General features: G+C 66.3%; 24 protein-coding genes and 2 pseudogenes. 22 read left to right on the top strand and 4 right to left on the bottom strand.

Translation table 11 applies throughout. The annotated features are described in order from the left end of the window. The 7 genes and pseudogenes from VNW74_RS13560 to VNW74_RS13590 form a co-directional block, all read left to right on the top strand. A pseudogene (locus tag VNW74_RS13560) lies at positions 1–129 on the top strand (protocatechuate 3,4-dioxygenase subunit beta); the annotation flags it as partial. Beyond that, positions 122–676: a protocatechuate 3,4-dioxygenase subunit alpha gene (gene pcaG, locus VNW74_RS13565; protein WP_325677597.1), complete on the top strand. Its 555-nt coding sequence runs from the start codon at positions 122–124 to the stop codon at positions 674–676. The pseudogene VNW74_RS13560 and the gene pcaG, both read left to right, overlap by 8 nt. After that, the gene (locus VNW74_RS13570; RefSeq protein ID WP_325677599.1) at positions 673–1899 is read left to right on the top strand and encodes a lyase family protein; all 1227 of its coding nucleotides are present in this window, start codon (positions 673–675) and stop codon (positions 1897–1899) included. The genes pcaG and VNW74_RS13570 overlap by 4 nt, the downstream gene beginning before the upstream one ends. Beyond that, positions 1896–2681, top strand: a complete 786-nt coding sequence (locus VNW74_RS13575; RefSeq protein WP_325677601.1) for an alpha/beta fold hydrolase — start codon at positions 1896–1898, stop codon at positions 2679–2681. Before VNW74_RS13570 ends, VNW74_RS13575 begins: the two co-directional genes overlap by 4 nt. Further along, positions 2678–3070: a 4-carboxymuconolactone decarboxylase gene (pcaC, locus tag VNW74_RS13580; RefSeq protein ID WP_325677603.1), complete on the top strand. Its 393-nt coding sequence runs from the start codon at positions 2678–2680 to the stop codon at positions 3068–3070. The genes VNW74_RS13575 and pcaC overlap by 4 nt, the downstream gene beginning before the upstream one ends. Positions 3071–3136: 66 nt before the next feature. Further along, a complete protein-coding gene (locus tag VNW74_RS13585; protein WP_325677605.1) occupies positions 3137–3478 on the top strand; it encodes a cupin domain-containing protein in 342 nt (113 codons plus the stop codon). 4 nt (positions 3479–3482) lie between these two features. Next, positions 3483–4436: a nitronate monooxygenase gene (locus VNW74_RS13590; protein WP_325677607.1), complete on the top strand. Its 954-nt coding sequence runs from the start codon at positions 3483–3485 to the stop codon at positions 4434–4436. 37 nt (positions 4437–4473) lie between these two features. Here VNW74_RS13590 and VNW74_RS13595 read toward each other — a convergent pair whose 3' ends face one another. Both VNW74_RS13595 and VNW74_RS13600 read right to left on the bottom strand, forming a co-directional pair. Beyond that, a complete protein-coding gene (locus VNW74_RS13595; RefSeq protein WP_325677609.1) occupies positions 4474–5322 on the bottom strand; it encodes a DUF559 domain-containing protein in 849 nt (282 codons plus the stop codon). A 108-nt stretch (positions 5323–5430) separates the two neighbouring features. Further along, positions 5431–5928, bottom strand: a complete 498-nt coding sequence (locus VNW74_RS13600) for a DUF1990 domain-containing protein (protein ID WP_325677611.1) — start codon at positions 5926–5928, stop codon at positions 5431–5433. 60 nt (positions 5929–5988) lie between these two features. Between VNW74_RS13600 and VNW74_RS13605 the strand changes: the two genes are divergently transcribed. The 11 genes from VNW74_RS13605 to pdxT all read left to right on the top strand — a co-directional run bounded on the left by VNW74_RS13605 (position 5989) and on the right by pdxT (position 16493). Next, positions 5989–6870 carry an aldo/keto reductase gene (locus tag VNW74_RS13605; protein ID WP_325677613.1) on the top strand — a complete coding sequence of 294 codons (882 nt, stop codon included), beginning with the start codon at positions 5989–5991 and terminating at the stop codon, positions 6868–6870. Between the two features lie 47 nt (positions 6871–6917). Next, positions 6918–7544: a PaaI family thioesterase gene (locus VNW74_RS13610; RefSeq protein WP_325677615.1), complete on the top strand. Its 627-nt coding sequence runs from the start codon at positions 6918–6920 to the stop codon at positions 7542–7544. A 91-nt stretch (positions 7545–7635) separates the two neighbouring features. Beyond that, entirely contained in the window at positions 7636–9690 is a 2055-nt protein-coding gene (gene thrS / locus VNW74_RS13615) for a threonine--tRNA ligase (protein ID WP_325677616.1), read from the top strand. Then, positions 9683–10234 (top strand): HIT domain-containing protein, encoded by a 552-nt coding sequence (locus VNW74_RS13620; RefSeq protein ID WP_325677617.1) that lies wholly within the window; start codon positions 9683–9685, stop codon positions 10232–10234. The genes thrS and VNW74_RS13620 overlap by 8 nt, the downstream gene beginning before the upstream one ends. Before the next feature lie 7 nt (positions 10235–10241). Further along, a complete protein-coding gene (gene pgsA, locus VNW74_RS13625) occupies positions 10242–10910 on the top strand; it encodes a phosphatidylinositol phosphate synthase (RefSeq protein WP_325677619.1) in 669 nt (222 codons plus the stop codon). Positions 10911–10933: 23 nt separating this feature from the next. After that, positions 10934–11857 carry a phosphatidylinositol mannoside acyltransferase gene (locus VNW74_RS13630; RefSeq protein ID WP_325677638.1) on the top strand — a complete coding sequence of 308 codons (924 nt, stop codon included), beginning with the start codon at positions 10934–10936 and terminating at the stop codon, positions 11855–11857. After that, entirely contained in the window at positions 11857–12981 is a 1125-nt protein-coding gene (locus tag VNW74_RS13635) for a glycosyltransferase family 4 protein (protein ID WP_325677621.1), read from the top strand. The genes VNW74_RS13630 and VNW74_RS13635 overlap by 1 nt, the downstream gene beginning before the upstream one ends. After that, a complete protein-coding gene (locus tag VNW74_RS13640) occupies positions 12981–14039 on the top strand; it encodes an NUDIX hydrolase (protein ID WP_325677623.1) in 1059 nt (352 codons plus the stop codon). The genes VNW74_RS13635 and VNW74_RS13640 overlap by 1 nt, the downstream gene beginning before the upstream one ends. A 97-nt stretch (positions 14040–14136) precedes the next feature. Then, positions 14137–15045: a pyridoxal 5'-phosphate synthase lyase subunit PdxS gene (gene pdxS / locus VNW74_RS13645; protein ID WP_325677625.1), complete on the top strand. Its 909-nt coding sequence runs from the start codon at positions 14137–14139 to the stop codon at positions 15043–15045. A gap of 9 nt (positions 15046–15054) precedes the next feature. Continuing rightward, positions 15055–15900, top strand: a complete 846-nt coding sequence (tesB, locus tag VNW74_RS13650; RefSeq protein WP_325677627.1) for an acyl-CoA thioesterase II — start codon at positions 15055–15057, stop codon at positions 15898–15900. Next, positions 15897–16493: a pyridoxal 5'-phosphate synthase glutaminase subunit PdxT gene (pdxT, locus tag VNW74_RS13655; protein WP_325677629.1), complete on the top strand. Its 597-nt coding sequence runs from the start codon at positions 15897–15899 to the stop codon at positions 16491–16493. Before tesB ends, pdxT begins: the two co-directional genes overlap by 4 nt. Positions 16494–16587: 94 nt before the next feature. Here the strand turns inward: pdxT and VNW74_RS13660 are convergent, their stop codons facing one another. Continuing rightward, on the bottom strand, positions 16588–17385 hold the full coding sequence (locus tag VNW74_RS13660; RefSeq protein WP_325677640.1) for an oxygenase MpaB family protein: 798 nt from the start codon (positions 17383–17385) through the stop codon (positions 16588–16590). Between the two features lie 141 nt (positions 17386–17526). Here VNW74_RS13660 and VNW74_RS13665 point away from each other — a divergent pair, with 141 nt between their 5' ends. From VNW74_RS13665 to purU, 4 genes are all read left to right on the top strand, one after another. Beyond that, positions 17527–17805: a hypothetical protein gene (locus tag VNW74_RS13665; protein WP_325677631.1), complete on the top strand. Its 279-nt coding sequence runs from the start codon at positions 17527–17529 to the stop codon at positions 17803–17805. Between the two features lie 7 nt (positions 17806–17812). Then, positions 17813–18424: a class I SAM-dependent methyltransferase gene (locus VNW74_RS13670; RefSeq protein ID WP_325677633.1), complete on the top strand. Its 612-nt coding sequence runs from the start codon at positions 17813–17815 to the stop codon at positions 18422–18424. Between the two features lie 195 nt (positions 18425–18619). Then, positions 18620–19375, top strand: coding sequence for a YebC/PmpR family DNA-binding transcriptional regulator (locus VNW74_RS13675; RefSeq protein ID WP_325677634.1), 756 nt, complete (start codon positions 18620–18622; stop codon positions 19373–19375). A gap of 99 nt (positions 19376–19474) precedes the next feature. Then, positions 19475–20353, top strand: coding sequence for a formyltetrahydrofolate deformylase (gene purU / locus VNW74_RS13680; protein WP_325677636.1), 879 nt, complete (start codon positions 19475–19477; stop codon positions 20351–20353). 5 nt (positions 20354–20358) lie between these two features. Here the strand turns inward: purU and VNW74_RS13685 are convergent. Continuing rightward, positions 20359–20495, bottom strand: a pseudogene (locus tag VNW74_RS13685) (spermidine synthase); the annotation flags it as partial.

Consider the following 20495-nt stretch of genomic DNA (forward strand, 5'->3'; position numbering starts at 1 on the left):
CGCCAACGGTTGATCGCCATCTATGACCATGACCTGACTGAGCCCGAGTACGCGACCGGTTACCGGTGGGACATCGTGTTGGCCGGCCGCCGGCCAACCTGGACCGAACCAAACGGTGACCATGGCTGAATTAGCATGCACTCCGGGGCAAACCGTCGGGCCTTTCTTCCACATCGCGTTGCCGTATCCCGGCGACAACCAGTTGGTCGGTGATGCGCAGGCCGGCGCCATCCGGTTGCACGGCACGGTCTACGACGGTGCCGGTGACGCTGTGCCCGACGCCCTGATCGAATTGTGGCAGCCCGGTCCCGAGGGCCGCATGGTTCGACTGGAGGGCTCGCTGCGACGCGACGGCAAGACGTTCACCGGCTGGGGCAGATGCGCGACCGACGCCGCCGGCCGCTACAGCTTCAGCACGTTGACGCCGGGCGCGCCGGCCGGGCGAGCAGCGTTTTTCGCGATCGTCGTCTTTGCGCGTGGACTGTTGAACCGCATTTTCACTCGCGCCTATCTGCCTGATAGCGACCTGGCCGCCGATCGGCTGCTGAGTGCCCTTGACGCGGCCCGGCGACAAACCATGATCTGCAGCGCCGAAAAGGACGGATACCGCTTCGACATTCACCTGCAGGGTGCGAACGAGACCGTGTTTCTGGCCTACCGCGGTGATTCGGGATGACGAACCTGTTGTGGCCCGGAGACCACCGTGCCGGCGAGTTCATGTCCGACCAGGCACTGCTGGCGTCGATGGTCGCGGTGGAATCGGCCTGGTTGGATGCGCTGGTAGCCGCGGGTCTGGCTCCAGACGAGTGCGCCGGCGCCGACCTGGCCGGCCTGGTGAATGCCGCCGACTGCGAGTTACTGGCGGCCGAATCGGAGGATGGCGGCAACCCCGTCATCGGGTTGGTGGCACTGCTTCGTGACCGAGCCAGCGCGGAGGTCAGCCGGTGGATTCACCGCGGCCTTACCAGTCAGGACGTCATCGACACCGGCTTGATGTTGGCCACTCGTGCCATCGTCGATGAGTTGATGTTGCAACTTGCCGAACAGATTTCAGCTCTGTCAGTGCTTGCGACAACCCACCGCGGCACACCGATGGTGGCCCGCACCCTGACCCAGAATGCGGTGCCCACGACTTTCGGAGCCAAAGCGGCGACCTGGTGCAACGGCGTTGTCGACGCATACCAACAGCTCAGTGTGCTGACCATCCCGGTGCAAATCGGCGGCGCGGGCGGAACGCTGGCCGCCACGACTGAATTGGCCGCTCTCGCAGGTCATCCAAATCCCGGCGGGATCTCAGTGGAGCTGGTGCAAAACACCGCAGCCACATTGGGTTTGGATGTCAGATTGCCATGGCACACCACCCGCACGCCGGTGACCGCCGTCGGCGATGCGTTTATCGGATGCACCGATGCCTGGGGTCGCATCGCATCGGACATCGTGACACTGGTCCGTCCGGAGATCGCTGAACTAAGCGAACCCGCAGCCGGAAATCGCGGCGGATCATCGAGCATGCCGCAGAAGCGTAACCCGGTGTTGTCCATCCTGATTCGCCGTGCGGCGATTTCCGCGCCGCCGCTGGGCGCGACATTGCACACCGCCGCCACACTGGCCAACGACGAACGTCCCGACGGCTCATGGCATGCCGAATGGGAGACGCTACGCATTCTCGCCCGGCGAACCATTATCGCCGGCTCCCAATGCAGTGAACTGCTTGCCGGTCTCGAGGTCCATCCGGCGCAGATGGCCAAGAACCTCGGCAACGCCGACGTACTCGGCGAACAACGCGTCATCGCTGAGCTGGCCGGGAAAGCCCCGTCCGGCAACTATTTAGGTGCGGTCGACGCACTGATCGACGAGAGCCTGGATCGTGCCGAGCGAATCGTCAAGGAACACCCGTGAGCGTCCCCCGAATTCGCGTCTCGCATCTGGGCGGGTCGCCGGAACTGCCGCCGTTGGTCGTCGGCCCGTCGTTGGGCACCTCCGTTGCGGGCTTGTGGTCTGGTGTGGCACGTCGGCTGACCGACATCTATCACGTCATCGGCTGGGATCTTCCCGGCCACGGCGTCAGCCCGAGGCCGAGGAACGCCTTCACCATCGACGACCTCGCCGCCAGCGTCATCAAAGTCGTGGAAGACAAGATCGGTATACGGCCGTTCACCTATGCCGGCGTCTCGGTTGCCGGCGCTGTCGGACTTCAGCTGCTGCTGGGGCATCCTGAACGCATCGTGTCGGCCGCGCTGATCTGCACGGCGGCCCGAATCGGTGACCCGGACGACTGGCAGTCGCGGGCCAAAGTCGTTCGCAGCGCGGGCACGGGCGAAGTCGTGGCACTGTCGATTCGGCGGTGGTTCGCCCCCGGCTTCTTCGAGCGAGATCCTGCATCGGCCCGGGCCTTGCTCGATACGCTGCGCCAGGTTGACGACGACGGCTATGCGTGCACCTGTGAGGCGCTCGCCGAGTTCGACGCCCGTCATCGGCTAGGCGAAATCGACACCCCGATCGTCGCTGTTGCGGGTGCCAACGACATTGCGACGCCGCCTGATTCGCTGCGGTACATCGCCAGCAACGTGACCCGTGGGCGGTTCGTCGAGGTGGCACATGCCGCCCACCTCGCGCCGGCTGAGCAGCCCGACCGAATCGCCGACGTATTGGCAAAGCTGAGGAGGCTGAAAGTCAGATGACCGACGCGCGTTACGACCAGGGCTTAGCCATGCGCCGGGAAGTTCTCGGCGGCAGGTACGTCGAGCAGGCGGCTGCGCGGACCACCGACCTGACCCGGGACTTCCAGACCCTCGTCACTGAATTCGCCTGGGGCACCATCTGGACACGTCCCGGCCTGGACCGCCGCAGCCGTTCGATGATCACGCTCACGGCGCTGATCGCCCGCGGTCACGATGAGGAGCTTGCGCTGCACATCCGAGCCGCACTACGCAACGGGTTATCGTGGGATGAGATCAAAGAAGTCCTGCTGCAGACCGCCGTTTACTGCGGAGTGCCGGACGCCAATGCCGCCTTCCGCGTCGCTGCGAGGGTCTTCGAAGAGACTGAAACGCAACATGGTTCACCCTGACGGCGTGGAAAGGGGACAGGATTCTTCTCGTGAACAGTTAATCCGAGCCGACCGAAGGACCTACTGATGGAATCGATTTCGCTAACCAGCCTGGCCGACGAGAAGCTGGCCGAAGCAGGGCACGCACACAGCGGGCGGGCCGCACACACATTGCATGGCGGGCACGACCACGAACTGCGGCAGACGCTGATGGCATTGCTGGCCGGACACGAGCTCTCCGAACACGACAGCCCCGGACAGGCGTCGCTGCAGGTCCTGAAAGGACATGTGCACCTCACCGCCGGTGAAGACGCGTGGGACGGAAAGACCGGCGATTACGTTGTCATTCCGCCGCAGCGGCATTCGCTACAGGCGGTCGACGATTCGGTGATCCTGCTGACCGTCTTCAAGAGCCTTCCCTCGACCTAGTCAGATGCTCTCGACGCCGTGGTCCGCCCGCACGGGCCTGCGGGTGCCAATTGTCAACGCCCCGATGGGAGGCGTCGCCGGCGGACAGCTTGCCGCCGCGGTGACGGCCGCCGGCGGTCTGGGCATGGTCGGTATGGGCACTGCCGGCTCGACGTCGTCGCTGCATGCCGAATTGCCGCACGTGCATGGGACGTTCGGAATTGGCTTGGTGGACTGGGTGATTCGAAAAGAGCCGGAGCTGTTCGACGCCGCACTTGCCGCGCGGCCCGTTCTTGTCTCGGTCAGCTTCGGCACAGATTTGTCATGGGCGCGTCGCGTTCGCGATGCCGGGATTGCTTCCGCCACACAGGTTTACAACAGTGCCGAAGCCCAGCGGGCACAGGACGCCGGGATCGATCTGTTGGTGGCCCGCGGTTGCGAAGGTGGCGGCCACGGGGATGCGACGATCGGCACGCTCCCGCTGCTCGACGCCGTCTTGGACGTCGTATCGGTGCCGGTGCTGGCAGCCGGCGGAATCGCCTCTCCGCGAAGCCTGGCAGCCGTGCTGGCCGCCGGCGCCAGCGGCGCGTGGTTGGGCACCGTCCTGTCGGCCAGCCCGGAGGCGCTGACGAGCGACGCGTCCCGCCGCGCATTGGTTGCGGCCCGCGAGACCGACACCACCAGCACCCGGGTCTTCGACATCGTTCGTGGACTGCCATGGTCGAAGCGATTCCCGTCGCGCGTGCTGCGCAACGACTTCGTCGCGCGCTGGAGCGGTCATGAAGACGCGTTGGCCGACAACCCTGATGCCCTCGACGAACTCGCCGCCGCGATCGCCGCGGATGATCGCGGAACCGCCCCGGTGGACGCGGGCCAGGGCGTCGGGATGGTCACCGGCGTCGCGCCGGTGGGCCTCGTCATCGAGCGACTATGCGCGGGAGCGGAAAAACTGCTTGCGAACTGGCAACGCGAGACTTAAACCATTGCGACACGGAGCGGCGTGTCGTCGCAACGATTTAAGTGTCGAGGCACCCGCGGCGGGTAAGCGCGTCGCGCACTCGGCGCGCGACGTCCGCCGGTGCATCCTCGGCGATCACCCGAATGATGATCCAGCCCATAGCTTCCAGCTTGCGTAGTCTCTGCTGATCCCTGACGTACTGACGGCGACTGGTCCTGTGCTGGTCGCCGTCGTATTCGACCGCGACTTTGTATTTCTCCCAACCCATATCAAGGACGCCAACCAGCCGCCAGCGCTCATGGACCGGGATCTGAGTGGTCGGCGCAGGAAGCCCAGCGTCGATTATCAGCAGCCGCAGCCACGTCTCTTTGGGCGACGCAGCCCCGCCGTCGACAAGCGGCAACGCCGCTCGCAGCCGTCGCAGGCCACGGGCGCCTGGGTAGCGCTTGGCGAGCAATAGCACATCCTCGACCGAGAACGGGGTGGCCCGCATGAGTGCGTCGAGCCGCGCCACCGCCTGGCCGCGTGGCAGCTGCCGACCCAAATCGTATGCAGTACGGGCCGCTGTGGTGACTGGCAGCCGGGCGACATGCGTGACCTCGTCACTGTCAACGCGATGGTTTCGAGTGAGCACGCCTGCCGGCGAGTTTGGGTTGCGCCAGATCAGCTCGATGGGTTCGTCGTCGTCGATCCAACTTGAACCATGCAGTGCCGCCGCGGTAAGTCCGGCCAACACACCGCGACGGCGCGACCATAGCCACGCCGCTTCCGATCGTCGTCGAAGCGACGGGGCTGAGGAGTGCGCCAGGTAAATGTTCGGATAGATCGAACGGAATCCTGCCCGGAGTTGGTAGGGGCTCAGCTTGCCCTGCAGTACGGCCTCGCTACCCACGAACGCGTCACCCATACACGGACGGTGTCATGGACGACCGACATGTTCGCCGAGACTTAAGCCACTGCGAACTGGGGCGGCGTGTCGTCGCAGAGGTTTACGTGTCGCGGATGAAGAGCCGGGTTACACCGCGCGTACATAGCGTTTGGCGATCACGCGCTGGGCCAGCGACGTGAACGGCCCGCCGGCTTTGCTCCACCAGGTCGCCGGCCGGGAGAACGCCGAGACTTCGGCGAACACCGCGGCGGTGACCGGGTCGTGGCGCACCACGAACCGTTCCTCACCCGACTCGGGGTGACCGGGCAGGGTGCCGTAGGCGAACCCCCGGACATCCGGCTCGTCGATGACGTACACCACGCGACAGGGTGCCTTCAGGAAAGCCATCTTGACCACCACCACGGCGCCCACCGTGACGACGTCGCTGCTGGCCTCGACGCGTAACCCGGCGCCACGCTGCATCCCCCAGTGCATGACCGCATCGGCGGCCTCCTGGAAACGCTGGTGGCCTGCACCGACCTGCGAGACAAAGCCGAGATGGCGATATCCCGGCGGCGGCGGGCCGGCGGTGGCACCGACTTCTGGATAGGTCAGCGGCAGGCTACCGATCGTGTACAAGTCCACTCGCTCAGCTTGCCATGGGTGTCACAGCATGGATATCGGTGCGGCGGTACGGTCGTGAGCATGACCGCCAACACCGCACAACCAGCTCAGGCATCCGGAACCCTCACCCTCGGCGGCGAGCTGACGGTTAACCGTCTCGGTTTCGGCGCAATGCGCTTGACCGGCAAGGGCGTCTGGGGTCCGCCGGCCGACCGCGACGAATGCGTCCGGGTGCTGCGTCGTGCCGTCGAACTCGGCGTCAACTTCATCGACACCGCCGATTCCTACGGCCCCTACATCTCCGAAGACATCATCCACGAGGCGCTGTATCCCTATGACGGCCTTGTCATCGCGACCAAGGCCGGCCTGCTGCGCACCGGGCCGGACGTATGGATTCCGCTGGGCAATCCCAGCTACCTGCGCCAGGAATGCGAGATGAGCCTGCGTCGCCTGGGTGTCGAGACCATCGACCTGTTTCAACTGCACCGCATCGACGCCAACTTCTCGCTGGACGACCAGGTCGGCGAACTCGTCACGCTGAAGAACGAAGGCAAGATCCGTCATATCGGGCTCTCCGAGATCGGCGTCGATCAGCTCACCGCCGCCCAGCAGATCACGCCGATCGTGTCGGTGCAGAACATGTACAACCTGGCCGCTCGCACCGCCGAACCGCTGCTGGATGCCGCGGCCAGCCAGGGCATCGCCTTCATCCCGTGGTTTCCGCTGGCCGCCGGACCGCTGGCGGCCCCCGACGGCCCACTGCAGAAGGTTGCGGCCGGGCACCACGCGACGCCCTCGCAGCTGGCGTTGGCCTGGCTGTTGAAGCGATCCCCGGTGATGCTGCCGATTCCGGGCACCTCCAGCGTGGCCCACTTGGAGCAGAACGTCGCCGCCGCCGAGATCACGTTGAGCGACGACGAATTCGAGGCGCTGGCCGCCGCGGGCGCGGCCCAGGGCAACTAGCCGGCCGATGCGCAGGTAACTCGCCGCGGCCCAGGCAATACGGTGTTGTGGTGGCCGGCGAACATGCGCGACACCCGGGTGGCGGATTCAATCCGCCCGAACCGACGACCAGGGGCGGGCCCGACTACGGCCGGTTCATCGAGGCGGTGCGTGGGCTGCAGGATCATGCCCGGGCGGTCGACGCACCCGACGAGGTGATCAGCGAGGCGGCCGACCTGATCGAAAAGGTGTCCGGCCTGCTTGCCCCGTTCGACGTCGACGAGTGGACGACGCCGTCGGGCCGCCGAATGGATCTGCCGAGCCGCGGCAACATCCTGCCGGTGCCGATGAAGGTGCACAGAACAGACGACGGCCGGATCGAAGGCTGGGCTCGTTTCCGGCGGTTTCATCTGGGACGCAATGGCGCCGTTCACGGCGGCGCGCTCGGGCTGCTATTCGACTCCATTCTGGGTATGACCTCGGGGGTGATCACCGGCGGCCCACGCCAGCGCACGGCATACCTGCACATCAACTACCGCCAGATCGTCCCCATCGACAAGGAGCTGCAGGTCGTTGCGGGCCTTGATCGGATCGAGGGGCGCAAGATCTTTGTGTCGGGCCGGTTGAGCGACGGCGACACCGTGCTGACCGAGGGTGAGGCGCTGTTCGTGCTCCTCAAACCCGGGCAGCCCTAGGGCATGGACCGTCGGCTTAAGAGCATCGAGGCCGCCCCCGATAGCATGGTCGCGTCCGTTTGAACACCCGAAAACCATGGAGACCGCGCCGATGACCGCCCCCGCACACCCCGCACTGGCATCCCCGATCCGGGTGCCTGCCGGGACGACCGCCGCCGCGGCGGTGCGCGACGCGGGTCTGCCCGGTCGCGGTGCCTCCGACGCGGTCGTGGTGGTGCGTGACGCCGAGGGCAAGCTGCGCGACTTGAGCTGGGTTCCCGGACACGACGCCGAGGTCATTCCGGTGGCGGCCAACACCGACGAGGGCCGCAGTGTGATCCGGCATTCGGCCGCGCATGTGTTGGCCCAAGCCGTTCAAGACCTGTTCCCGCACGCCAAGCTGGGGATCGGGCCGCCGATCACCGATGGCTTCTACTACGACTTCGATGTGGCGGATCCGTTCACGCCGGAGGACTTGGAGAAGCTGGAAAAACGGATGCGCCAGATCGTCAAGGATGGACAGCTGTTCGACCGGCGGGTCTACGGGTCCAAAGAGCAGGCGCGCGAGGAGCTGGCCAACGAGCCGTACAAGCTCGAACTCGTCGACGACAAGTCCGGTGATCCCGACGTGATGGAGGTCGGCGGTGACGAGCTCACCGCTTACGACAACCTCAATCCACGTACCCGGGAAAGAGTCTGGGGCGACTTGTGCCGCGGACCGCACATCCCGACCACCAAGCACATCCCGGCGTTCAAGCTGACCAGAAGCTCGGCCGCCTACTGGCGCGGCGACCAGAAAAACGCCAGCCTGCAGCGCATCTACGGCACCGCCTGGGAGTCGCAGGAGGCGCTCGACAGCCATCTGCAGCTGCTCGAGGAAGCCCAGCGTCGCGACCACCGCAAACTGGGCGTCGAGCTGGACTTGTTCAGTTTTCCCGACGAAATCGGTTCTGGGCTGGCGGTTTTCCATCCCAAGGGCGGCGTCGTACGCAGGGAGCTGGAGGAGTACTCGCGGCAGAAGCACATCGAGGCCGGGTACGAATTCGTCAACACCCCGCACATCACCAAGGCGCAACTGTTCCAGACGTCGGGTCACTTGGACTGGTACGCCGACGGCATGTTCCCGCCGATGCACCTCGATGCCGAGCTCAACGACGACGGAACTGTGCGCAAGCCGGGGCAGGATTACTACCTCAAGCCGATGAACTGCCCGATGCACACGCTGATATTCCGGTCGCGGGGACGGTCATATCGCGAGCTTCCGTTGCGGCTCTTCGAGTTCGGCACTGTCTATCGCTATGAGAAGTCCGGTGTGGTGCACGGGCTGACCCGGGCGCGCGGGTTCACCATGGACGACTCGCACATCTTCTGCACCCGCGAGCAACTGCACGACGAACTGGCGTCGCTGCTGCGGTTCGTGCTCGAGTTGCTGGCCGACTACGGGTTGGAAGACTTCTATCTGGAGCTGTCCACCAAGGACCCGGAGAAGTTCGTCGGATCTGACGAGATGTGGGAGGAAGCCACCAACTCGCTGGCCGAAGTCGCGACGGAATCCGGTCTCGAACTGGTGCCCGATCCCGGCGGCGCGGCCTTTTACGGCCCGAAGATCTCCGTGCAAGCCCGCGACGCGCTGGGCCGCAGCTGGCAGATGTCGACCATTCAGGTCGATTTCAATTTCCCGGAGCGTTTCGAACTCGAATACACCGCCGCCGATGGTTCGCGTCAGCGGCCGGTAATGATCCACCGTGCGCTGTTCGGATCGATCGAGCGGTTTTTCGGTATCCTCACCGAGCACTATGCGGGCGCGTTTCCGGCCTGGCTGGCGCCGGTGCAGGTGGTCGCCATCCCGGTGGCCGACGGCCATGTGCCGTATCTGCAAGACATTGCCGCGCAGCTGAAATCGCACGGTGTCCGAGTTGAGGTGGATGGCAGCGACGACCGGATGGCCAAGAAGATCGTCAACCACACCAACCAGAAGGTGCCGTTCATGCTGCTGGCCGGGGACCGCGACGTCGAGGCCGGCGCGGTGAGTTTCCGGTTCGGCGACCGCACGCAGATCAACGGGGTGCCGCGCGACGAGGCGGTGGCCGCCATTGCGCAGTGGATCGCCGAACGGGAAAACGCAGCTCCCACTGCTGATTTGGTCAAGGTGAGCAGCCGTGGCTGATGACGACTCGATCATCGACAGGGGCGTCGGCGAATCCGACCACCTGCAGCGGTTGTGGACGCCCTACCGAATGAGCTACCTCGCCGAGGCACCACTGCGGCGGGACAACTCCACGCTGGCACAGCCATTCACCGAGATCCCGCAATTGTCCGACGAGGACGGTCTGGTGGTGGCTCGCGGCGAACTCGTCTATGCCGTGCTCAACCTCTACCCATACAACCCCGGACATCTGATGGTGGTGCCGTATCGGCGGGTATCCGAGCTGGAAGATCTCACCGACAAGGAGACTGCCGAGCTGATGGCCTTCATGCAGAAGGCGATTCGTGTCATCAAAAATGTGTCTCGGCCGCACGGCTTCAACGTCGGCTTGAACCTGGGCGAATCGGCGGGCGGCTCGCTGGCCGAACACCTGCATGTGCATGTGGTGCCGCGGTGGGGTGGCGACGCGAACTTCATCACGATCATCGGCGACTCCAAGGTGATCCCGCAATTGCTGCGCGACACCCGTCGCCTGCTGGCCACCGAGTGGGAAAAACAATCGTGAGCAAGCTTTGAGCAAATTACTGTCGCGGGAGGGCGTCGCGCGGGTCACCACACCGGTGGCCCGGGCGTTCCTGCATGCCGGCTTCACCGCGGACAGCGTCACCATCATCGCCACCGCTGCCGCGGTGCTGGCCGCGCTGACGCTGTTTCCGACCGGCCGGCTGTTCGCCGGCACGTTGGTCATCACTTTCTTCGTTCTGTTCGACTTGGTCGACGGGGCGATGGCACGGGAAAGCGGCGGCGGCAGCCGATTCGGTGCCGTGCTCGATGCCACCTGCGACCGCATCAGCGACGGCGCGGTCTTCTGCGGGCTGGCGTGGTGGGCGGCGTTCGGCCTGCACAGCCCATCGTTGGTGGTGGCGACGTTGATCTGTCTGGTCACCTCGCAGGTCATCTCCTACATCAAGGCCCGCGCCGAAGCCAGCGGGCTGCGCGGTGACGGCGGCTTCATCGAACGGCCGGAACGGTTGATCATCGTGCTCGTCGGGGCGGGATTGTCCGATTTGCCGGTGTTCCCGTTGCCATTGGCGCTGCCGGTGGCGATGTGGCTGCTGGCCGGGGCCAGCATGGTCACCTGCGCTCAGCGGTTGCACACCGTGCGGCATTCGCCCGGTGCGGGGAACCCGCTACGAGAAACGCCCCCGGCGGGCCAAGAGCCGGGAGATAGCGAGCCATGACGTTCATCCCGGCAAGCCTGAAAATGCCTGGGGTCAGCGGCCTTTCGCTAGGCGGCCGGATGAGCGACTGGGGCTATGCGGCCGGGTGGATGATGGTGCGGGCGATGCCGGAGTTCGCCGCACGCAACGTTTTCGACGCGGGCGCACTCTATGCGTCCCGCAACGGGGGACCGGCCCAGCTGCGCAAGAACCTGGCTCGGGTGATCGGTGTTGCGCCGAAAGACGTACCCGGCAGCCTGATGCACGCATCGCTGGCGTCCTATGCCCGCTATTGGCGTGAGGCGTTTCGGCTGCCGACGATGGATCTCCACGCAGTCGGTCTAGAACTCGCCAAAACGGTTGTGGGCGACGAGAATCTCGACGCGGCTCTGGCCGAAGGCCGTGGTGCGGTGTTGGCGTTGCCGCACAGCGGCAACTGGGATATGGCGGGGGTGTGGCTGGTCCAGACTTACGGGCGGTTCACTACCGTCGCCGAGCGTCTCAAACCCGAGTCGCTGTACCGGCGGTTCATCAACTATCGGGAAAGCCTGGGCTTCGAGGTAATCCCACTGTCGGGCGGCGAGCAGCCGCCCTTCCAGCTGCTCGGCGAGCGACTGCGGGACAACAAGGCTGTGTGCCTGATGGCCGAGCGCGACCTTTCCCGCACCGGGGTCCAGGTGAATTTCTTCGGCGAACCGACAAGGATGCCAGCCGGTTCGGCGAAGCTGGCCATCACAACCGGGGCAGCGCTGCTGCCGGTGCACAGCTGGTACGAGGGTGACGCGACCCGAGTCCAGATCCACCCGCCGCTGGATTGCACCAGCGGCGACGTCGGCGTCATCACCCAGGCGCTGGCCGACGCCTTTGCCCGCAACATTGCCGAGTATCCCGCCGACTGGCACATGCTGCAGCCGCAGTGGCTGGCAGATCTGTCCGACGAGCGACGCGCCCGATTGGCGGGGTCCTGATGCGAATCGGCATGGTGTGTCCGTACTCGTTCGACGTCCCGGGCGGGGTGCAGTCGCATGTGTTGCAGCTCGCCGAGGTGATGCGCGCCCGCGGTCAGAACGTCAGCGTGCTGGCGCCCTCGTCGCCGCATGTGGCGCTGCCCGAATACGTCGTCTCCGCGGGCAGGGCCGTCCCGATTCCCTACAACGGTTCGGTGGCCCGGCTGCAATTCAGCCCGGCCGTACACGGCAAGGTCAGGCGCTGGCTGGCCGACGGCGACTTCGATGTGCTGCATCTGCATGAGCCGAACGCGCCGAGCCTGTCGATGTGGGCCCTGCGAGTGGCCGAGGGACCGATCGTGGCGACCTTTCATACCTCGACCACCAAATCGCTGACGCTGGCGGTCTTTCAGGGGGTGCTGCGACCCTGGCACGAGAAGATCGTCGGCCGCATCGCGGTGTCCGACCTGGCCAGGCGCTGGCAAATGGAAGCACTGGGATCGGATGCGGTCGAGATTCCCAACGGTGTCGACGTGGCTTCGTTCGCCGCAGCGCCGCTGCTCGACGGGTATCCGCGGCCCGGTAAGACCGTGCTGTTCTTGGGCCGCTACGACGAACCCCGCAAGGGCATGGAGGTCCTGATCGACGCGCTGCCCGGGCTCGTCGAGCACTTTCCGGGTGTCCAGGTGCTGATCGTGGGCCGCGGTGACCAAGACGAATTGCGAAGCAAAGCCGGGGGATTGGGGGGCCACCTGCGTTTCCTGGGCCAAGTGGACGACGCCGTCAAGGCGTCGGCGCTGCGCAGCGCCGACGTCTACTGTGCACCGCACACCGGCGGGGAAAGTTTCGGCATCGTGCTGGTCGAGGCTATGGCCGCCGGTACTCCGGTGGTGGCCAGCGATCTGCACGCATTCCGGCGGGTGCTGCGTAACGGCGATGCGGGCCGACTGGTGCCGGTCGAAGACGGCGCTGCGCTGGCGGCCGGCCTGGTCGCGGTGTTGGAAAACGATCAGTTGGCCAAACGCTATGTCGCGGCAGGCGCCGACGCGGTGCGCCGCTACGACTGGTCGGTGGTGGCCAACCAGATCATGCAGGTCTATGAGACGGTCGCCGGGTCCGGCGCCAAGGTCCAGGTGGCGAGCTGATGTCCGGGGCGATCGTGCTGATCGTCACACTGGCCGCGCTGTTTGCGGCACTGGTGGTCTTCGGCGCCTGGGGGTATCAGACGGCCAATCGGCTGGACCGGCTGCACGTGCGCTACGACCTGTCCTGGCAGGCCCTTGACAGCGCGTTGGCGCGGCGCGCGGTGGTGGCCCGCGCTGTCGCGGCGAACGCCTACGGCGATGCGCGGGAAGCCAACTCGGCCGCCCAGCAGCTAGCGGCGCTGGCCGACACCGCCGAACGCGCGCCCCGAGACGCGCGGGAGGCCTGCGAAAACAGGCTGTCGGCCGCGCTGGCGATGGTCGATCCGGCGTCGGTGCCGGCCGGGCTGATCGCCGAGTTGGCCGACGCGGAAGCCCGGGTGCTGCTGGCCCGCCGATTCCACAACGACGCGGTGCGGGACACCCTGGCGCTGCGTGAGAGGCGCCTGGTTCGGTTGCTGCGGTTGGGTGGAACCGCGGCGCTGCCAAGCTATTTCGAAATCGCCGAGCGGACGCAGGCGCTGCGCCACGGCGATCACCCAGCATCAGACCGGCGCACCTCGGCGCGGGTGGTGTTGCTCGACGAAACCGGCGCGGTGCTGCTGCTGTGCGGATCTGACCCGGCAGCGTCCGTCGGCCCGGAACACTCAGCGCCGCGGTGGTGGTTCACCGTGGGCGGTCAGGTCGGCGACGGTGAGACGCTGGCCGAGGCCGCGGCCCGTGAGCTCGCCGAAGAAACCGGTTTGGGTGTCGATCCCGCTGACATGATCGGCCCGATCTGGCGACGCGATGCGGTGTTCGACTTCAACGGCTCGGCGATCGACAGCGAGGAGTTCTTCTTCGTCCACCGGACTCGGCGGTTCGAACCGTCCACCGCCGGGCGGACCGAACTGGAGAACCGCTACATCCACGGCCACCGCTGGTGTGACGCCGCCGACATCGCCGAACTGGTGGCGGCCGGCGAAACGGTGTACCCGCTGCAGCTCTGCGAACTGCTGGCCGAGGCGATCGCGCTGGCCGGGGCTCCCGACCGGGCTCGCCAGCTGCAGTCGATCCGCTGACGGTCCGGGCCGACCATCGGCGTGAAATTCCCTGGTGGTCGACCACTAGACTGTTAGCGATACCGGGGGCAACGAGATACCGACGATAGAGGTAGCAGTGGATAGCGCGGCGCACAACGGCACCGGGCGAACCGGAACGGCGCGGGTCAAGCGTGGGATGGCCGAGATGCTCAAGGGTGGCGTCATCATGGACGTCGTCACGCCGGAACAGGCCCGCATCGCCGAAGGCGCCGGCGCCGTTGCGGTGATGGCGCTGGAGCGGGTGCCCGCCGATATTCGGGCCCAGGGCGGCGTCTCGCGGATGAGCGACCCGGACATGATCGAGGGCATCATCTCCGCGGTCACCATCCCGGTGATGGCCAAGGCCCGCATCGGGCACTTCGTCGAGGCGCAGATCTTGCAGAGCCTGGGTGTGGACTACGTCGACGAATCCGAAGTGCTCACTCCGGCGGACTACAGCCACCACATCGACAAGTGGAAGTTCACCGTGCCGTTCGTCTGCGGCGCGACCAATCTGGGTGAGGCCCTGCGGCGCATCAACGAGGGCGCGGCGATGATCCGCTCCAAAGGCGAAGCGGGCACCGGCGATGTGTCCAACGCGACCACGCACATGCGGGCCATCGGCGGTGAGATCCGCCGGCTGACGTCATTGTCCGACGACGAGTTATACGTCGCGGCAAAGGAACTCGCGGCACCCTACGACCTCGTCGTAGAGGTGGCGCGTGCCGGTAAGCTGCCGGTCACGCTGTTCACCGCCGGTGGTATCGCAACCCCGGCCGACGCCGCGATGATGATGCAGCTCGGCGCCGAGGGCGTGTTCGTGGGCTCGGGCATCTTCAAGTCCGGGGACCCCGCCCAGCGCGCCGCCGCGATCGTCAAGGCCACCACCTTTTACGACGACCCCGATGTGCTGGCGCGGGTGTCGCGGGGGCTTGGCGAGCCGATGGTCGGCATCAATGTGGAGGAGATCGCCACGCCGCATCGCCTGGCCGAACGCGGCTGGTAAGAACGATCCGTGTCGATCGAGAAGATCCTTGATCTCGAGCAACTCGAGGTCAACATCTACCGCGGTAGCGTATTCAGCCCGGAATCGGGTTACTTTCAGCGCACTTTCGGCGGCCACGTGGCCGGCCAGGCGCTGGTGTCGGCGGTGCGCACCGTCGAACCCGACCACTTGGTTCACTCGCTGCACGGATATTTCATCCGACCGGGAGATGCCAAGGCGCGCACCGTCTTTATCGTCGAGCGGTTGCGGGATGGCGGCTCGTTCTGTACCAGGCGGGTCAACGCCATTCAGCACGGCCAGACGATCTTTTCCATGTCGGCGTCTTTCCAGGCCGACCAGGAGGGCATCCACCACCAGGACGTGATGCCGTCAGCGCCGCCACCGGACGATCTGCCGGGACTGAAGTCGATGAAAGTGTTCGACGACGCCGGGTTCAAGCAGTTCGAGGAGTGGGACGTCCGCATCGTGCCGCCAGACCAGCTGCAGCTGCTGCCGGGGAAGGCTTCGCAGCAGCAGGTGTGGTTTCGGCACCGCGATCCGCTGCCCGACGACCCGGTGCTGCATATCTGCGCGCTGGCTTACATGAGTGACCTCACCCTGCTGGGATCGGCGCAGGTCACCCACCTCGACGAGCGTTCGCATCTGCAGGTGGCATCGCTGGATCACGCGATGTGGTTCATGCGGGTATTTCGGGCCGACGAGTGGATGCTCTACGACCAGTCCTCGCCGTCGGCCTGCGGCGGCCGCGCGCTCTGCCAGGGCAAGATCTTCAATCAGTACGGCGAGATGGTCGCCGCAGTCATGCAGGAGGGCCTGACCCGCTTCGCGCGCGGATACCGGCCGGCTGAGCAGTGAGCGGCCCGCGGCTCGGCGTCCTAGCGCTGCAGGGCGACACTCGCGAACACCTGGCGGCGTTGCGCGACGCGGGAGCCGATTCGGTGAGTGTCCGACGGCGTGAGGAACTCGAGGCCGTCGACGCGCTGGTCATCCCCGGCGGCGAGTCCACCACGATGAGCCACCTGCTGCGCGAGCTCGACTTGCTGGAGCCACTGCGTAAGCGGCTCGCCGACGGGCTACCCGCCTACGGGGCATGCGCGGGGATGATCTTGCTGGCCAGCGAGATCCTGGACGCCGGCGCGAGCGGCCGCGAGGCATTGCCGCTTGGTGGCATCGATATCACTGTGCGGCGCAACGCTTTTGGACGTCAGGTCGACTCGTTTGAGGGCGATGTCGAGTTCAGCGGGTTCGATCAGCCGGTGCATGCGGTGTTCATCCGCGCGCCGTGGGTGGAGCGGGTCGGCGGGGAGGTGCAGGTGCTGGCTCGCGCCGCCGGGCACCCGGTGGCGGTGCGGCAGGGTCCGGTGCTTGCCACGGCGTTTCACCCCGAGATGACCGGCGATCGTCGCATCCACCGGTTGTTCGTTGACATCGTCAACGGGCGGCGCTGAAGTCAAGGCCCACCGGCCACACCAGCACCACGGCTCGACCAATAGCACCCTTTCGGAAGCGGCATCGCATGCGATATCAATCCGCAGGCAATGGTCAGGCGGCGGGCAGCGCCCATCGAATGCCGCCGACCAAGGCTCGTCCGACCGTGCGAACGACCGTGCGCTCGATCGGTGGAAAGTAGGGCAGCAGCAACGGCATGCGCGCCCATGCGGGCAGCATCGCCACAGCCGTGGCGGCCAGCGCGCCGTACGGCGCGCGCGCCGCCAATGGCAGCGGCGGCGTCAGCAGCAGGAATCGGGCGGCATCACGCGCCTCGGGTGTGCTGCGCAGCTCCGGTCGGAACGCGTTAATCCGTTGCGTCAACTCATGTTCGGTGCGCGGCGGGTTGACCACGCCGAGCCTGGCGGCGATTTCCGCCATGTCCCTGACGTATCCGTCGCGACCATCCTGGTCCAGCGGAGCCGCGCCGTAGAGCCGATGGGCGCGCAGGAAGCTGTCGGCTTCGGCGATGTGAACCCATTCCAGCAAGTGCGGATCGGTGGCCTGATACCGCCTGCCGTCGGCGGCGATCCCCTGCACCCGCCGGTGGATACCACGGACCCGATCAACGGCGCGCTGCGCGTCGGCCGCTGTACCGAAGGTCGTGACCGCTAGGAAGGCCGTTGTTCGTTGCAACCGGCCCCACGGGTCGCCCCGGTAGTTGGAGTGCTCGGCCACGCCGGCCATCGCCAGCGGGTGCAACGACTGCAGCAGCAATGCCCGCAACCCGCCGACGAACATCGAGGCGTCGGCGTGCACCCGGCGGATGGGGCGGTCTTCGGCGAACCATCGCGGCCCCGGAGTCTGGTGGATGCGAGCGCGCCGCGCCGGACCGTCGGGACCGGCGATCATTTCGAACAGGCTGCTGCCCAACGCGTCCCGGACCGCATGTAGCGGGCTTTGCGCTGTCACCTTGTCCACCGTAGTGCAGCGTTTGAAATGGGGCGTTTCGGTGTAAAAGATAGCCACCAGTCCGGCTCAGAAAGGTCAACGATGAAGCGAAGTTTTGCCGGGGCCATCGCAATCGCCGCGCTATTGCTCAGCGGTTGCTCTGCCTCACAGATCCTCAACACAGGTGGCGACACCAAGTGCAAGGACTTCACGACGCAGGACGAGAAGAAGCAAGACAGCGAGGTCAGCAAGATGCTCAAGGACAAGAGCGGCGCTGAACCCAGCAACCTGGAGATCACGGCAACGCGGGTGTCGGCGGCGGCTTACTGCCAAACGATCGGCAAGCCCGACAGCAAAATCTCTGAGGCGCCGCACGGCTGACCGCAGCGTGGACACCGCGACTAAGTTCGACCAACCCGTGCACACCTGGCGCGATATACCCGGCTGGTTTCAGTGGCGTCGACATCAAGAGGAAGCCGCCGCGCATTTCCCGGACGGCAGTTGGTTTGTCGAGGTGGGGTGCTATCTAGGGCGCAGCATTTGCTCGCTCGGTGAAGTGGTGCGCGAGGCCGGTATCGACGTCCGGATCGTCGGCGTCGATACCGCTCTGGGGAGCGGGCCTGAAGGCCGCGACGCCACCGACGCGCACGGGCCCGCCGTCGCGCACGGCGGTGGAACGTTCGCGGGGCTGCTGCACCGCAACATCATCGGGTGCGGCTTGGCTGACACGATTCAACTGGTGATCAGCGACTCGGTCGGCGCCGCTGAACTGTTCGCCGACGACTCGCTGGCCTGGGTGCATATCGACGCACGTCACGACTACGCCAGTGTGGCCGCCGATCTACGGGCGTGGGGGCCGAAGGTCGCGCCCGGGGGCTGGTTGTCCGGAGACGACTTCCACGCCGAATGGTGGCCCGGGGTGGTTGCCGCCGTTGCCGACAACCTGCCGGACGCGGGCCCGTGGTGGTCGACCCAGTGGCGGTGGATCAAACGGTCCTAGTCGCCACGCCCGTCACTCCAGTCACCGAGCGGACCTTTGCGCGGTGTGGCTTTTGCCCGCTTCAGAGCGACTCCGTGTGACGCCTGTGGGCGGTGAGGCGGTCGGGACATTGGGGAGCGGCTGGACAACCGGCGTCGGCCGTCAACGTAGACTCGTTGCGCGAACTTAGCGAGCGACAGAAGAGGTAGTAGACCGATGAGCGGCCATTCCAAGTGGGCCACCACCAAGCACCAGAAGGCCGTCAAAGACGCGCGCCGTGGCAAGGAGTTCGCCCGGCTGATCAAGAACATCGAGGTCGCCGCCCGTACCGGCGGTGGCGACCCGGCGGGCAATCCGACGCTGTATGACGCCATCCAGAAGGCGAAGAAGACCTCGGTGCCCAACGACAACATCGAGCGCGCCCGAAAGCGGGGCGCCGGCGAGGAAGCGGGCGGTGCCGACTGGCAAACGATCACCTACGAGGGCTACGGGCCGAACGGGGTGGCGGTGTTGGTCGAGTGCCTGACCGACAACCGCAACCGCGCGGCCAGTGAGGTCCGGGTGGCGATGACCCGCAACGGCGGCACGATGGCCGATCCGGGGTCGGTCGCGTATCTGTTCTCCCGCAAGGGCGTGGTGACGCTGGAGAAGAACGGCCTGACCGAGGACGACGTGCTGACGGCGGTGCTGGACGCCGGCGCCGAGGATGTCAGCGACCTGGGTGACAGCTTCGAGGTGATCTCCGAGCCCGGCGACTTGGTGGCGGTGCGAACTGCGTTGCAGGACGCCGGGATTGACTACGAGTCGGCCGAGGCCGGTTTTCAGCCGTCGGTGAGCGTGCCGGTAAACGTCGACGGTGCCCGCAAGGTGTTCAAGCTCGTCGACGCGTTGGAGGAGAGCGACGACGTGCAGAACGTCTACACCAATGTCGACCTGTCCGACGAGGTCCTGGCGGCCCTCGACGACGAGTAGTAGCCGCCGCGCTCGTCACCGGACGTCGTCGTCACATTTTCGACACGCCGACGACCAAGTTCATCCTGGTCCCGCGGTGGCCTGCAAGACTGCTGCAGCATGGCGGACCGCCGCTACATCGTCACTTTCGGCTGCCCCGACCGCACCGGCATTGTCGCCGGGATCGCCGGGTTCCTTGCCGCGGCTGGCGGGTGGATCGTGGAGGCGGCGTACCACACCGACCGCGAGACCGGGTGGTTTTTCACCCGCCAGGAGGTGTTGGCCGAGTCGCTGCCTTACGACGTGACCGAGCTGCAGGCCCGGTTCGCCGGTGTGGCCGCCGACCTGTCCGGCCCCGACGGCGAGGCCGATTGGCGGATCAGCGACACCGGTGTGCGGCGCCGGGTGGTGATCCTGGTGTCCCGTGAGGGCCACTGCCTGTACGACTTGCTGGGACGGGTCGCCTCGGGCGAGCTCGACGTCGACGTCGGCGCGGTGATCGGCAACCACACCGACCTGGCCGACGTAACCCGCGCACACGGCATCCCCTTTCACCACGTGCCGTTTCCGACGGGCGACGCCGAGGGCAAGGCCGCCGCGTTCCAGCGGCTCGGTCAGCTGGTGGACGCCGAGCGGCCGGACGCGGTGGTGCTGGCGCGATTCATGCAGGTGCTGCCGCCGGAGCTCTGCGCAGCGTGGGAGGGACGGGCGCTGAACATCCACCACAGCTTCCTGCCATCCTTCGTCGGTGCCCGCCCTTACCACCAGGCGTCCGCGCGGGGTGTCAAATTGGTCGGCGCTACCTGCCACTACGTCACCGCGGAGTTGGACGCCGGTCCGATCATCGAGCAGGACGTGATCCGCGTGGATCACCGGGACTCGGTGGCCGACATGGTGCGCAAGGGTCGCGACATCGAGAAGGTCGTGCTGGCGCGGGGACTGCGCTGGCACCTGGAGGACCGGGTGCTGCTATATGGCAGCCGCACCGTCATCTTCTGACACGCCTAGTCGTAGCCGTGGCGCATGTCCTCGACCACCCGCGGGTGTTCCAGGGTCGAGGGCTCGAGCGTGCGGGTTCGCACGTCGGCGGGGAACACCGTGGCGGCGTCGAGCACCGACTGGTTGAGAAAGCGCAGCGGCG

The sequence above is a fragment of the Mycobacterium sp. genome (assembly GCF_035570115.1).
In the GTDB taxonomy this organism is placed as follows: Bacteria; Actinomycetota; Actinomycetes; order Mycobacteriales; family Mycobacteriaceae; genus Mycobacterium.

Excerpts from the sequence above, each read along its gene's own strand:
- VNW74_RS13585 (WP_325677605.1), top strand. The coding sequence starts at position 3,137 with ATGGAATCGATTTCGCTAACCAGCCTGGCCGACGAGAAGCTGGCCGAA.
- purU (WP_325677636.1), top strand. The coding sequence starts at position 19,475 with ATGGCGGACCGCCGCTACATCGTCACTTTCGGCTGCCCCGACCGCACC.
- VNW74_RS13590 (WP_325677607.1), top strand. The coding sequence starts at position 3,483 with ATGCTCTCGACGCCGTGGTCCGCCCGCACGGGCCTGCGGGTGCCAATT.
- pcaG (WP_325677597.1), top strand. The coding sequence starts at position 122 with ATGGCTGAATTAGCATGCACTCCGGGGCAAACCGTCGGGCCTTTCTTC.
- VNW74_RS13605 (WP_325677613.1), top strand. The coding sequence starts at position 5,989 with ATGACCGCCAACACCGCACAACCAGCTCAGGCATCCGGAACCCTCACC.
- VNW74_RS13595 (WP_325677609.1), bottom strand. The coding sequence starts at position 5,322 with ATGGGTGACGCGTTCGTGGGTAGCGAGGCCGTACTGCAGGGCAAGCTG.
- VNW74_RS13635 (WP_325677621.1), top strand. The coding sequence starts at position 11,857 with ATGCGAATCGGCATGGTGTGTCCGTACTCGTTCGACGTCCCGGGCGGG.
- pcaC (WP_325677603.1), top strand. The coding sequence starts at position 2,678 with ATGACCGACGCGCGTTACGACCAGGGCTTAGCCATGCGCCGGGAAGTT.
- VNW74_RS13665 (WP_325677631.1), top strand. The coding sequence starts at position 17,527 with ATGAAGCGAAGTTTTGCCGGGGCCATCGCAATCGCCGCGCTATTGCTC.
- VNW74_RS13630 (WP_325677638.1), top strand. The coding sequence starts at position 10,934 with ATGCCTGGGGTCAGCGGCCTTTCGCTAGGCGGCCGGATGAGCGACTGG.
- VNW74_RS13660 (WP_325677640.1), bottom strand. The coding sequence starts at position 17,385 with ATGATCGCCGGTCCCGACGGTCCGGCGCGGCGCGCTCGCATCCACCAG.
- VNW74_RS13570 (WP_325677599.1), top strand. The coding sequence starts at position 673 with ATGACGAACCTGTTGTGGCCCGGAGACCACCGTGCCGGCGAGTTCATG.
- thrS (WP_325677616.1), top strand. The coding sequence starts at position 7,636 with ATGACCGCCCCCGCACACCCCGCACTGGCATCCCCGATCCGGGTGCCT.
- VNW74_RS13675 (WP_325677634.1), top strand. The coding sequence starts at position 18,620 with ATGAGCGGCCATTCCAAGTGGGCCACCACCAAGCACCAGAAGGCCGTC.
- VNW74_RS13640 (WP_325677623.1), top strand. The coding sequence starts at position 12,981 with ATGTCCGGGGCGATCGTGCTGATCGTCACACTGGCCGCGCTGTTTGCG.